Source organism: Archangium violaceum Cb vi76, from assembly GCF_000733295.1.
Lineage (GTDB): Bacteria > Myxococcota > Myxococcia > Myxococcales > Myxococcaceae > Archangium > Archangium violaceum.
Genome location: NZ_JPMI01000072.1, coordinates 29,160 through 41,991, shown reverse-complemented (window position 1 = coordinate 41,991; position 12,832 = coordinate 29,160). Strand labels below are relative to the sequence as shown.

General features: G+C 67.6%; 11 protein-coding genes. 7 read left to right on the top strand and 4 right to left on the bottom strand.

From position 1 onward, the window contains the following. Positions 1-2 precede the first annotated feature (2 nt). From Q664_RS11210 to Q664_RS11200, 3 genes are read left to right on the top strand one after another with little or no spacing between them, the layout of a single operon-like run. On the top strand, positions 3-494 hold the full coding sequence (locus tag Q664_RS11210; protein ID WP_043393424.1) for a YkgJ family cysteine cluster protein: 492 nt from the start codon (positions 3-5) through the stop codon (positions 492-494). Beyond that, positions 491-931, top strand: coding sequence for a hypothetical protein (locus Q664_RS51925; RefSeq protein ID WP_052517958.1), 441 nt, complete (start codon positions 491-493; stop codon positions 929-931). The genes Q664_RS11210 and Q664_RS51925 overlap by 4 nt, the downstream gene beginning before the upstream one ends. After that, on the top strand, positions 928-2,022 hold the full coding sequence (locus Q664_RS11200) for a glycerate kinase (RefSeq protein WP_043393376.1): 1,095 nt from the start codon (positions 928-930) through the stop codon (positions 2,020-2,022). The genes Q664_RS51925 and Q664_RS11200 overlap by 4 nt, the downstream gene beginning before the upstream one ends. Before the next feature lie 120 nt (positions 2,023-2,142). Here Q664_RS11200 and Q664_RS11195 read toward each other — a convergent pair whose 3' ends face one another. From Q664_RS11195 to Q664_RS11185, 3 genes are all read right to left on the bottom strand, one after another. Continuing rightward, a complete protein-coding gene (locus Q664_RS11195) occupies positions 2,143-3,057 on the bottom strand; it encodes a hypothetical protein (RefSeq protein WP_043393374.1) in 915 nt (304 codons plus the stop codon). Between the two features lie 3 nt (positions 3,058-3,060). Then, a complete protein-coding gene (locus tag Q664_RS11190; protein WP_075207406.1) occupies positions 3,061-5,727 on the bottom strand; it encodes a TonB family protein in 2,667 nt (888 codons plus the stop codon). Positions 5,728-5,803: 76 nt separating this feature from the next. Beyond that, positions 5,804-6,610 carry a hypothetical protein gene (locus Q664_RS11185; RefSeq protein WP_043393371.1) on the bottom strand — a complete coding sequence of 269 codons (807 nt, stop codon included), beginning with the start codon at positions 6,608-6,610 and terminating at the stop codon, positions 5,804-5,806. A gap of 67 nt (positions 6,611-6,677) precedes the next feature. Here Q664_RS11185 and Q664_RS11180 point away from each other — a divergent pair, with 67 nt between their 5' ends. The 4 genes from Q664_RS11180 to Q664_RS11165 all read left to right on the top strand — a co-directional run bounded on the left by Q664_RS11180 (position 6,678) and on the right by Q664_RS11165 (position 11,846). Next, a complete protein-coding gene (locus tag Q664_RS11180) occupies positions 6,678-7,457 on the top strand; it encodes an AraC family transcriptional regulator (protein ID WP_043393369.1) in 780 nt (259 codons plus the stop codon). Between the two features lie 145 nt (positions 7,458-7,602). Next, a complete protein-coding gene (locus tag Q664_RS11175; RefSeq protein WP_043393366.1) occupies positions 7,603-9,612 on the top strand; it encodes a RecQ family ATP-dependent DNA helicase in 2,010 nt (669 codons plus the stop codon). Continuing rightward, the gene (locus Q664_RS54690; RefSeq protein WP_084609734.1) at positions 9,609-10,580 is read left to right on the top strand and encodes a DNA-processing protein DprA; all 972 of its coding nucleotides are present in this window, start codon (positions 9,609-9,611) and stop codon (positions 10,578-10,580) included. Before Q664_RS11175 ends, Q664_RS54690 begins: the two co-directional genes overlap by 4 nt. Positions 10,581-10,778: 198 nt before the next feature. Next, positions 10,779-11,846: a C45 family autoproteolytic acyltransferase/hydrolase gene (locus Q664_RS11165; RefSeq protein WP_043393361.1), complete on the top strand. Its 1,068-nt coding sequence runs from the start codon at positions 10,779-10,781 to the stop codon at positions 11,844-11,846. A 3-nt stretch (positions 11,847-11,849) separates the two neighbouring features. Here Q664_RS11165 and Q664_RS11160 read toward each other — a convergent pair whose 3' ends face one another. Next, positions 11,850-12,821 (bottom strand): hypothetical protein, encoded by a 972-nt coding sequence (locus Q664_RS11160; protein ID WP_043393359.1) that lies wholly within the window; start codon positions 12,819-12,821, stop codon positions 11,850-11,852. Positions 12,822-12,832: the final 11 nt, after the last annotated feature.

The following is a 12,832-nucleotide window of genomic DNA, read 5'->3' as shown; positions in this document are numbered from 1 at the left end:
CCATGCGACACCCCGACTGGGAAGACGATACGGACGAGGTCCCCACGGCCCCGGGCTCGCGCGAGGAGGCGCGGGCCCTGCGGGAGCTGCGCGCCATCTACCGGCAGGCGGATGCGGCGTACGCGCCCTTCTCGTGCCCGGCGAGCGGCGAGTGCTGCCAGCTCTCGACGACGAAGCGGCAGCCCTGGCTGTGGTACCCCGAGTGGCTGATGCTGGCCCGCCACCATCCGCTGCCGCCCCCGAGGGAGGACGGCGGCTGTCCCTACCTGGACGCCGCGGGCAAGCGCTGCACCGTGTACGCGGAGCGCCCGTTCGGCTGCCGCACCTTCTTCTGCGAGCGCATCCGGGGCCCCACGCGTCAGCCAGCGGACACGGTGACCGCCCTGCTGCTGCGGCTGGAGCGCGTCTCCCAGCGACTGCTGCCATCGTTGACCGGACCCCGCCCCATCCTCGAGTGGCACGCGGAGGCATCTCTCCGCGAGGAGCAATCATGAGCCCCATGCCGTGGCGCAGCGCCGTCGTGTCCCTCGTCCTCTTCCTGTCCGGCTGTGCCACGACTGCCAGCGGCGGTCTGCTCGGTGCCGCGTTGAACACGGGCGTGGCGCTCGGCGCGTCCGCGATCTCGCGCGCCCAGGGAGGGTGCTACGCCGCGTGCCCCGTGGGGACCACCTGCAACGAGTCCACGGGCTACTGCGATCCCCTCCCCTGCCGCGGCGAGTGCGACCCCTTCGAGGAGTGCGTCGAGGACAAGCTGCGCTACCAGTGCGTCGCCCGGGGCACGCCCCGGGGGAACATCATCGTCCATCCGCCCGAGGCCCGGTCCTCCGAGCCGAAGACCGACGTGCCCCGGGCTTCCAAGCTGAGGACCGACGTGCCTCAGCTCACCCCGAAGCCCTCGTCCGAGGTGCGCACGGCGGAACCCACGCCGTGAGCCGTTGGCTCGTCGCCCCCCAGGAGTTCAAGGGGACCCTCACCGCCGCCGAGGCCGCCGCCGCCCTGGCCGAGGGGTTGCGTCGGGGCGCGCCCGGCGTGGAGTTGGACGTGGCGCCGCTCGCGGACGGTGGGCCGGGCACGGTGGACGCGTTGCTCGCGGGCGTGGGTGGCGAGCGGGTGACGTGCACCGTCCCGGGGCCGCTCGGCGCGCCCGTGCGAGCCACCTACGGGCTGCTGGACTCGGGGCGCACGGCCGTCATCGAGATGGCAGCGGCCTCCGGGCTGACCCTGCTCGCGCCGGGTGAGCGAGACCCACGGCGCGCCTCCACCGAAGGCACCGGCGAGCTGATGCGCGCGGCGCTGGAGCGGGGTTGCGAGCGGCTCATCCTCGGGCTCGGGGGCAGCGCCACGAATGATGGGGGAACGGGGGCGCTCATGGCGCTCGGGTTCCGGTTCCTCGATGCTCGAGGGGCGCCACTGCCTCCGGGCGGGGCCGCGCTGAAGCGGCTCGCACGGGTGGACACGAGCGGACAGCATCCACGGCTCTCGAAGGTGGAGCTGCTGGTGGCCACGGATGTCACCGCGCCGCTGCTGGGGCCGGACGGAGCCTCGTACCTCTTCGGGCCCCAGAAGGGCGCGGACGAGGCCGCGGTCGCCGAGCTGGAGTCGGCCCTGGCGCGGCTCGCCGAGGTCGTCGCCCCTGGACTCGCCCAGACGCCTGGAGCGGGGGCGGCGGGAGGCTTCGGCTATGGGCTGCTGGCCCTGGCCGGAGGGAAGGTCGTCTCAGGGTATGAGCTGGTGGCCCGGACGCTCCGGCTGTCCGAGCGGCTCGCCGCCGCGCAGGCCGTGCTCACCGGAGAGGGACGCTTCGATCGGCAGACGGCGCTCGGCAAGGGCCCTGGCTCGCTGGCGAAGGAGGCGCGGGCGCTCGGCAAACACACGGTGATGTTCGCGGGAGCCATCGCGCCCGGCACGGACGGCGCTCCCTTCGACGAGGTCGTCGAAGTGTCCGCGCTCGCCCCACCGGGTGTCTCCCATGCCGAGGCCCTGCGCCACGCCGGTGCGTGGTGGGCCGCCCGGCGACGGTAGACGTCCTCGTCCCCGAGGAGGCGCACCTCCAACGCGCGACCATCCTGGAGCCGGAGGTGCGGCGCCAGGAGCTCTCACTGACGGCGACCCCCTGAGCACGCGAGGCCCAGGGGCCACCGCTCACGGCGTGTACTTCACCGTGCGCTCCAGCCAGGACATGCCGCCGCGGCCGTCACGCACCACCATCCAGAAGCGCACCTCCTGGGCCTGCGCGTTGCGCGGAGGCGTCCACTCCACCCGGTGCCGCGCCACCCCACCGCCGAGGTCCGCCCCGCCCGTCGTGTTGGGAGAGAAGGACCCCAGCGAGGCGTGCCACGCCACCTCCCACGCCTCCTGGAGATTCACCGGCTTCAGCTCGAAGGAGGGCACCACGTACGCCTCCTCCCTCCCGGTGAGGTCCGGCACCGTCACCTCGAAGGGGCCCGGGCCGGACAGCTCGCGCGGCACGCCCGCCACCCACGGCTCGCCCGCCAGCACCAGGTCCGGCAGCTCCGGCTGCACGTTGGCCTGCATCTCCGGGAAGAAGCGGCAGCCGTACACCATCAGCTTCTGCGCGTAGATCTGCTCGCTCCCGCCGCGCACCCACAGCACCAGCGGCATCCGCACGCCGCCCAGGCCGTTGTAGAGGTCCTTCTCGAGAATCCGCTGCACCAGGAAGGTACCGTCCCCCAGCCGCGACGTGCCCGGCCCCGGGAACAGGTCCACCACCAGCTCGCCGCCCTTCGTCACCCCGCGCGCCAGCTCCACGCGGTCCTCGCGGCAGGTGTCATCGTCCTGCGAGGAACAGGTCCACAGCGTGTAGTCCAGGTCGCGGCCCTCGCCGGCAGGGTCTGGAATGAGCGCGGTGAGGCGCACCGGACGCACCAGCGTGTCGGCGAGCACCGCAGGGTCGGTGGAGCACGTCTCGGCGAGCAGCTCGGGCGGATCCAACCGCATCGCGAGCACGCGCAGATCCTTCACGTTCGACGGAGTGTCCTCGGGCCCCACACAGGCGGCGCACAGGAGCAGGCCCAGCAGGGCGGACAGGTGGCGCATGACTCAGAAGCTCCCCTTGACGCCGACGACCGGAAGGATCGGGATGCCAGGCACCTCGAACTGCTCGCGGACACGGTAGTCGTAGAAGGTCGCCTCCACGTTGGAGGCGTTGTAGACGTTCTGCACATCGATGTAGGCGTTGAGCGTCCAGCTCTGGAAGATCCAGTTCTTGTCCAGCCGCAGATCCAACTGGTGGAAGGGCTGGAAGCGGATGGAGTTGGTGGGCCCGAAGGTGCCGGTGAAGTTGTTGCGGTCCACGTCGTAGCGGTCGAACGTGTGCTGCAGCGGCGTGGTGGGCCGGCCGGTGACGTAGCGCATGCGCGCGCCCAGCTCGAAGCCATAGGGCAGCCGGTAGCTGGCCACCGCGGTGAGGATGTGCGTCTGGTCCCACGTGGTCAGGCGGTAATCGTTGCTGCCCACGCGCCGCTGCTCGGAGCGGTTGAGGGTGTAGGCCAGCCAGCCGAAGAAGTCGCGCGTCACCGCGTGCCGCAGCATCACCTCCATGCCGTAGGCGCGCCCCAGGCCGCGGTTGGAGTACTGGAAGCGCGTGAGCGTGCCGTCCTCGTTGCGCACCGTATCTCCCGGGGAGACGACCAGGTCGTAGCGCCGGTTGTAGTAGCCGGTGACGTCCACGCTGATGATGTCGGTGAGCTGCTGCTCCACGCCCAGGCTCGACTGGAAGGAGCGCTCGTGGGTGAGGGCCGGGTTGCCCAGCGGCGCGGGCTCCAGGTTGAAGGCCTCCGGCGGCTGGCTGTAGAGGCCGAGGCTGCCCTTGATGGCCGTCTTCTCCGTGGGCTGCACGCGCATCCAGAGCCGGGGGTCATAGGCGAAGCGGTCCTGCCCGTAGATGCGGGCGTAGGTGGCGCGCAGACCGGGCGTCACCGTCACCGGCCCGACCTTCATGTCCAGCTCGGCGTAGAGCGCGCCGTCGAAGGTGTTGGCCACGCGCCGGATGTCCTGCAGCTCCACCTTGGGCTCGCCGCCGGGGAAGGCCGGGTACTGGATGCCACCGAGGAAGGGGACCCGCCCCTCGCCCACCAGGTGCTCGAACCGCACGTCCGCGCCACCGCGCGCGGTGAGCCAGGGAAGGAGCTCCAGGGCCAGATCCTCGCGCGCTCCGAGCGACCAGATGCTCGCATCCAGCTTCGTCTCGCCGAAGCCGAAGCTCCCCAGGTCATAGCCCGCGTACGGGGTGAACACCGAGGTGAAGTTGCCATGGCGGTACGTCCAGTCGCCCTTCACGCGGTGGAAGAGCGTGCGCGCGTCCACGGTGATGTCGCGGTTGCGCCCGCCTCCCGAGGCCACCACGTTGAGCAGGTCATCCGAGCCGAAGGCCATCACGTAACCGGAGTGACGTCCGCCGGGACCCGGCTCGCTGCCCCGCTTCGCGCCGAAGTCCACGCGCACCTGGTAGTCCCAGTAGCGCGGCAGCACGAGCAGCGTGCCGCCCTCGGGGTCATCGGGCAGCACCACCGGCAGGAGCACGTCCACGTACGAGCGGCGCGCCGCACCGGCGATGGAGATGCCCTCGGTGACGGGGGCCTCGAGGAAGAAGCCCGAGTCCAGCAGATCCACCTTCACCGAGCCGTGCAGGGTGTCGGAGGAGCCCTTGCGCGTGGCCACGTCCACCGCGCCGCCGATGGCCCGGCCGTAGCGCGAGCCGAAACCGCCCGGATAGAAGTCCACCCGGTCGATGAACTCGGCGTTGAGCACCGAGGGCCCACCACCCAGGTGGTAGAGCAGCGGCACCTCTACACCGTCGAAGAAGGTGAGCGTCTGGTCCGGCGACGCTCCGCGCACGATGAGCTGGCCGGCGATGGCGGGAGCACGCGCCACGCCGGGCAGGTTCTGGATGACGCGGATGGGGTCGCCAAAGGAGCCCGGCACCTTCTGCAGCTCCTGGCGCTCCAGGGTGCGGCGCACCACTTCCTTCTTCTCGCGCGCACCGCGCACCACCGTCTCGTAACCCGGGGCCTTGGGCATCAGGTAGAAGATGACCTCGGTCGTCTCGTTGGGGGCGAGCTCCTCCTTGGTGGTGAAGAGGTGGAAGTCGTTGGCCACCACGCGCACGTCACAGGTGCCGGGCGTCACCTTGAGGGTGAAGCGTCCATCCTCGTCCGAGAGCGCCTCGGGGGCCTCCGGGTCATCGCCACAGCGCACGGTGGCACCGCCCACGCGCGAGCGGCTGCCGCGCGCCAGGAGCTGTCCGGTGAGGGTGGCCTCGGGCGGGGGCGGCGGAGCGGACTCCTCCACCTTCGGCGGCTGGAGGACGAAGTTGTAGACGTACTGGATTTGGATGGGGGCGGGCGCGCCATCCACCTCGGCCGGGGAGAACTGGAACTGCCGCACCGCGGCGATCGCCGCCTCGTCGAAGCCATCGCCCACGGGTGTCACCACCTGGACGTCGGACACCTGGCCCTTCTCGTCGATGGTGACGAGCATCTCCACGGAGGCCGTCTTCCCGGCCGCGGCGGCCTCGGGCGGGTAGACGGCTTCCACGGTCTGAATGAGCTCGGGTGCCTTCGTCAGCACCGGAGTATGGACACCGGCGTCCACCTCTTCCCGGCGTGCGCCGTCGTAGGCCTGGGCCCACGCCGGCACGGAGGAAAGGGAGAGGACGGCGAGCAGCAACCAGAGGACGGAGCGATTCGAGGCCACGGTGGGGGGCATTTAAGGGGGACTTCCTCTCCGGACAACCAGGAATTCTACCCGCATTCGCGCCGGAGACGATGGCCCCGGGTTGGAGTCATGGGAAGACACCGCCCGGTGGCTTCCAGAGCAGATAGCCGTGGTCGAGCAGCCACGCGTCCGTGACAAGGCCCTCGACCCGCGACGCCAGCCGGAGGACGGAGTGCCGGAAGGCCTCGGGGGGCTCGGTGTGGCCCGCCTCGCGAGCTTCCTGCCACACGGCCGTCCAGTCCGCGAAGAAGGTGTGGATGGGCTCTCCGGGCTTCACCCGGCGGCGGAAGTCCCGGGGCATCCAGTCGCGGAAGAGCACGGGCGCGAAGCCCCGGCTGAAGTCGGTGTGGAACAGCAGGGCCTCGCGCGCGAGCCCCTCGGAGACGCGCCGCAGCAGGTGCGTCACCAGCACGGCCCCGGGTGTGTCCGTGCTGCCCTCGACGAGCAGCCCCCCTTCGAGCAGCGCCCCACCCAGCTTCTGGTGGATGCCGGGCACCTCCTCGGGGCGGTAGCCGCGCAGCAGGTTCATGGCGCGGATGAGGCGGACGCTCTCTCCGGGCAGCAAGGGCAGCTCGAAGCCGCCCTGCCGGAAGCCGGTGAGCGCATCGGCATGGGCCTGGGCGGCCTCCACGCGGGAAGACTCCAGCTCCACGCCCACCACGGGGAGTTCCGGGTGGAGCTCGCGGAAGGCCTCGGCGCTCTCGAGCGTGGTCCACGGGTGCTCGCCGAAACCGACGTCCACGAAGGCGGCCCGCGCCCAGGGGCCCTCGCTCCGGAGCAGCAGGTCTCGCTCCCGGTGGAGCAGGTACACGTCGAGTGCTCGCAAGCGCCCGTGCGAGGTGCGTCCTCGGGTCTTCTTGTCCAGGGAGGTCATGGGCCGGGCCCGGGACTATATTCCGGTCATGCCCGCCACGACGCCGCCCTCTCGGTGGACGCATTGGATGCCCGCTCCCGCCTCGCTGGCGGAGCGGGTGGAGTTCCTGATGTGGGTACCGCCGGTGGCCTCCGTCTCCCACGTGCACGAGGTGGTCCCCGACGCCAACGTGGACCTACTCCTCGAGCTGTCGGACGAGCGCTGCCGGGCCGTGCTCTACGGACCGCTGACGCACACCATCCATGTCCCCTCGCGCGCGGGCCATGGCTACCTCGTTGTGCACTTCCACCCGGGGGCGATGCCCGGGCTCGTGGACGCCAGCCCCTCGGAGCTGGTCAACGGGTTCGTGGAGCTGCGCGAGGTGGCGGGCCTTTCCGTGGACGCACTCGGCGAACGGCTGCTGGCCGCGGGCTCACCGGAGCGGATGCGCGAGGAGCTCACCTCGCTGTTGAGCCGGGTGCCCTACCCGCCCGGAGACAGCTTCGACCGGGCACTGCGCCACCTGCTCGCCCGGCCGGAGCCGCTGCGCCCGGGCGCCCTGGCGGAAGCACTCCACCTCAGTACGCGCACGCTGCAGCGGGCCTTCAAGGAGCGGGTTGGCTTCTCGCCGAGGACGTACACACGCATCGTGCGGCTCCAGGAGGCCTTGTCCGCGCTGCGTGAGCATCCCAGCCGCTCGCTGTCCGAGGTGGCGCACCGGATCGGCTACGCCGACCACGCGCACATGACGAGGGACTTCCGGGAGCTGACGGGCCGGACCCCGAGCGACTTCCGCCAACATAACCGAAAGGGTGTTGAAATGGGGCGAGCAGGCTCCGGATATAGCGCCCACTCAGCAGGCGATTAGGCACAAGATGATGCAGCTAGAGCTGAGGTTTCTTGGTGGACTTCCAAGGTAGTCCAACGTCCTCTGCGATACAGGAGCAGCCCTCGCTTCGGCTTGGGTGATTCTACTTGACGAACACTCCCTTCTGTCTCCTACTTATTAGGTGATGCCTCCCGTCGATCTACACCGCATCCTGCGCGAGCAGTTCAAGCTGCACTCGTTCAAGCCCGGCCAGGAGGATGCCATCCGTTCGGTGTTATCGGGCGAACGCCTTCTTCTCATCCAACCCACCGGTTGGGGCAAGAGCCTCGTGTATCAGTTCGTCGCTCGCGTACGAGGCCTCACAGTAGTGTTTTCGCCCTTACGAGCCCTTATGCGCGACCAGATTGAGAAGGCACGCGGGTTCGGGTTGCGCGCCGAGTACATCAACTCTGATCAGGGAGAGGCAGACGATCTTGACTCGCGGCGAATGGTGCACCGCGAAATCCTTGAGCGCGCAGCCCGCAGCGAGGTGGATCTTCTGCTAATCGCACCTGAGCGCATCGAAAACGAGTTGTGGGAGGAATTTGTGCCGCGCCTCCCCATCAAAGCGCTCGTGGTGGACGAGGCGCACTGCATTTCGGTGTGGGGCCATGACTTTCGCCCTGACTACAGGCGCATTGCACGCGTGGTACAGCTCTTACCGAAGACCGTGCCCGTACTTGCAGTAACAGCGACCGCAACTCCCGGCGTGGAAAAGGATATTCTGCGCCAGATTGGGCAAGGAACGCGCGTAATGCGCGGTTCGCTCGTGCGTCCGAACCTCGGCTTGCGCGTCGTGAAAGTCGGCAACGAGGCGGAGAAGTATGCAGCCGTCGCGACACTGGTACGTTCATTCTTGGGGACAGGGATAGTGTACGCAGCGACGCAGGCGCAGACCGAAGCGCTTGCGGAGTTCCTGCGCGAGCAAGGTATCAATGCCGAACACTACCACGGGAACCGCCCCGACCGCCCAGAGGTCGAGCGGCGGTTCATGGCAAACGATCTGAAAGTGGTAGTCGCAACGAACGCGCTGGGGATGGGCGTGGACAAGCCGGACGTACGCTTCGTCATCCACGCGGAATTCCCCGGATCGCCCCTCCATTACTATCAAGAAGTTGGGCGTGCGGGACGTGATGCGCATCCAGCGGATGTCGTGCTTGTGCACAAGGCCGAAGACGCCAAGATACAGCAACACTTTATCGCCAGCAGTAAGCCACGCGAGGAGCACTACGAGCGAGTAATTGCAGCTCTAAAGGCGCAGCCGAGCCGTCAGAAGGAATTGACGATGCAATGCGGCTTGGTCGAAAGCATCGTCAAGCGCGTGCTAACCGATCTCTTACTTGATGGTGCCGTAGCAAAGGACAAGGACCGTTACTACCGTCTGCTCAAACCCGTGAGTATTCGCGGTCTAAATATCAACGAATCCCACGACCGCCGCATACATGAACTGGGCGTCATGCAGGGATACGCCGAGCATACGAGTTGCCGTATGCGATTCTTCACGCAGTTCCTCGGCGACCCCGATCCTGGTGTGTGCGGACGCTGCGACCGCTGTGTGCAAACAAGCCCCCTGCTATTAACCAATGCCGTGTTGCAGAGTGCGCAGCAATTCACTGAGTTTCCGAAGCTCGGCATCAAGAACGTGCAGGGTGGAGAATTGGTGTTCGCCTCGGGGTTCGCAGTAGATTACTACGGCGGAACGCGCATTGGAGAACTCATCCACGCCAGTAAATACGAAGGGCGTGGGGACTTCCCCGAGGAATTGGTGGACGCTGTCGTGCGCCTTGTGCGGACGCGCTTGCCTCTCGCGAGCATCCATGCGGTGACATTTATGCCTCCGACAGAAAGCGGCAGTTTGGTCGAACGCTTTGCGAACCGGGTGGCGAAAAAGCTAGGTAAGCCTCTTATTTCAACCCTTGGAAAGCTCCGCGCCACGCAGGCACAGAAAGGATTCGATTCGCGCGAGGCGAAGCGGCAGAACCTGCGTAACGTGTTCTCCGCCATTGCGAATGTTCAGGGCAAAAGCATGGTCGTACTCGATGATGTGTGTGATACCGGAATTTCGCTTGGCGAAGCTGGTAAAGTATTGAGGAAGGCGGGGGCGGGCACCTTGCACGCTGTGGTAATCGCCAAAACCCGCCTCAATGACGCATGAGCGAACCCCTCTACTGGCACCTCCTTGCCCACGCCCGCATTACCCCTAACGAGCGCATGGCAGTTCTCAATGCTGCAAAAACGCTCGACGGGGATGTTGCGAATCTCACCGCTTGGGTGGAGGGTGGATACCCTGGCGTAGCGGCCGACCTACGTGACACTGTTTTACAGGCATTCGAAGCCAGCGCTCAGGAAGCATTTATTCTTGAGGAACTTGAGGCGCAAGGCATGCGCGTTCTACCTGGCCGCGATCCCGCATACCCCAAACGTTTCAAGCGTGCCCTAACCAAACGCACTCCCATCGCGCTGTATCTCGCAGGCCGTGAGGAATTGCTGAATGCACGCCGAACGATCGCCATCATCGGCTCACGAGACGCCAGCCCTGAAGCCCTCGACACTGCGCGTCGTGCCGCCGCCTTTTTCGCGCGCCAGGGATATGTGCTCGTGAGCGGTAATGCTCGCGGTATCGACCAAACAGCTGAGGAGTCCGCGCTTGAGGCAGGCGGGGAAGTTATATCGGTGCTCCCGCAGGGGCTACTCGACAAAGCAACATTGTCGCTCGTCCGCAAACGGAATCATGCCCTGCTCGAAGGGCAAGTAGCCCTTCTCTCTGAGCTCCATCCGAAGTCACGCTGGCAGGGGCGCTTCGCGATGATGCGCAACCGTTTGATTGTAGCCCTCGCGGACTTTGTGCTCGTCGCGCAAACTGGCTTGAAGGAGAGTAGGTCGAACGGCAAGCTCACGCAGAGCGGAACTTGGGCTGGCGCGGAGGACGCCCGCAGCTTGGGTCGGCGCGTTTTCGTGTTCGATTTGCCCACCGATGGCAATTTGGCTCTCGCGCGTGCTTTTGCTGAACCAGTGCCTTTGACACCTAATGACGACATGTTTTTCGCTATTGAGGACGCGCTGAAACGCCCTACCAAGCTCGTTCTGAATGCCACTCCTTCGGTACAACCCAAGTTGCTCTGAGAGCGTCGGCGGCTTTAGAGGCTGTTGAACTGCCCTGGGGACTGCTGGGGCAGTACCGCGATCAAGCGCAATGCATTGCGTCTGCCCGCCTGCTGGGCAGTCGCTCACACCCAGTATCTGCCCAGCTTGGATCAGAGGAGGCATCACGCGTCGCATTCGTTCAAGCGAGGCACCACCCCACCGCGTACCTTGAATCCCATGACGACGCAGACGCTTCGGGTCATCGAGTGCCGTGGGACGCCGCGACAGATAGGACACCAGTGGGGCGAGGCATGCCGCGAGAGCCTGCGCGCCTCGGCGGAGAATCTCTTCCTGGCCCTGTCCATGAGCCCGCTGGGGGCTTCGCGGGAGGACGTGGTGCGCGCGGCGATGAAGCTGGAGGCCAACGTGCGCGCCTTCGACCCGGAGGCGCTCGAGCGCATCCGGGGACAGGCCGAGAGCACGGGCCTATCCTACGAGGAGACCTTCGCGCTCCAATGCACGCTGGAGCTGGCCATCAACTACGCGCAGATCGGCGGCATGTGCACGTCCGTGGCCCTCACGGGCGAGGCCACGAAGGATGGGCAGGCGCTGCTCGGACAGACGATCGACTGGAACCCGGGCGCGCGGATGGACCTGCTCCGTATCCGCCACGCGGACGGGCGCGAGCAGCTCTCGCTGTGCCTGGACGGCTCGCCGTACTACCACCTCAACAGTGACGGGGTGGGCAACTGCGCCAACCTCACGATCGTGGAGCCGCGGCCGTGTGCCTCGCTGGTGCCGCTGTCCGTGTACCTGCCCAGGGCGATGCGCCAGCCGAGCCTGTCCGCGGCGCTGGAGGTACTCGTCACGACGGCGAGGGGCTTCGGCTACTACCACCTGGCGGACGCACAGGGACACGTGGTGGGCATCGAGAGCACGTACGACGACCACGTCCTGCTGAAACCGGAGCGAGGAGTGCTCGTCCACGCCAACCACTACCAGTCCGAGCGCTTCCGCGAGCGGGACGTCACCCACCACTACGTCCCCTGCACCTTCGGGCGCCGGGAGCGAATCTCGGAGCTGGTGGCCACCGGCCACGGCCAACACACGCCCGAGACGGTGAAACAGATGCTCACGGACCACGGCACGCCCGAGGGCCGCATCTGCCTGCACGACACTCCGCCAGCCCCCGGGGCCATGCCACGCGAGACGGCGGCCACGGTGGTGATGGCACCGGCGCGCCGCACGATGTGGGTGGCGGCGGGGCCCGCGTGCCGGCAGCCCTTCGCCGAGTTCAGCCTCTGAGCCTCACGGGGCCAGCGGGTCGGTGGTCCGGACCACCTTCATCCCGGCCTCCTGGAACGTCCGCATCGCCTCGTTGGCCACGCGAGGGAAATCCAGACCGGGAGGCAGCGGATCCAACGGGGGCGCGGGCACGGGGCTCATCGCGTCCTCGAGGATGTGGATGCGCCCCATCTTCGAGTGGTCCGTGGCCTCGATGTGCTTCCGCAGGTCCATCAGCGTCGACAGCACGCAGTGCGACTTCGCCTGCCCGAAGACGTACACGCGGTCGAACGTCAGCAGGTGGTCGAAGAGCTTCTGGTTGAACTCGCCCACCTTGCGCCCGGGCAACTCCGTCACCTCGGGAGACAACACCGAGTAGTTCTCCGTGAGCGGCTCCTCGCCCTTCACCTCGAAGCGCGTCTGCGTGTCGCGAGCCACCGCGTGGAAGAGGCTCGCCTCCATCATCGCGGGCAGCAGGGCGTGGCTCAGCCCGCCGAGCAGCGCGTGGTACGGCCACACCGTCAGCACATACTTGCCCGTGGCCTCCAGGCGCTCGCAGTAGGCGAGGCTCTCCTCCGGGTGGCGCGTGGCCCGCCACTTCCCCGAGCGAAGGTCCGCGGACGTAATCACCGTCATGGGCGGGGGATTCCGGCCCTCGGCGTCCTGCCACCACGCGGGGTGGAACACCTGGAAGACGCGGTGGGTGTCTAGGGAGAACACCAGCCCGGTGATGCGGTCCAGGTTCGCGTACAGCCAGCGCAACGTACGCTGCGAGTCCTCCACTGCGCCCGGGACGAAGAGGCTCGCCTCGGGCTGGCAGAAGGCCACCTGCACGTCGATACCGAAGGCGGCGATGCGCAGCCGGTCCTCGCGCGCGGGCGTCACATGGTGGGCCAACGCGTAGCGGCGGGCCTCGTCGGTCACCCGCGCGGCACGCTCGAGGTACAGCGTGCCCACGCGCTCGTCGTCATGGAACTCGGGAAGGGGCAACGGCATGGCGTTCTCCA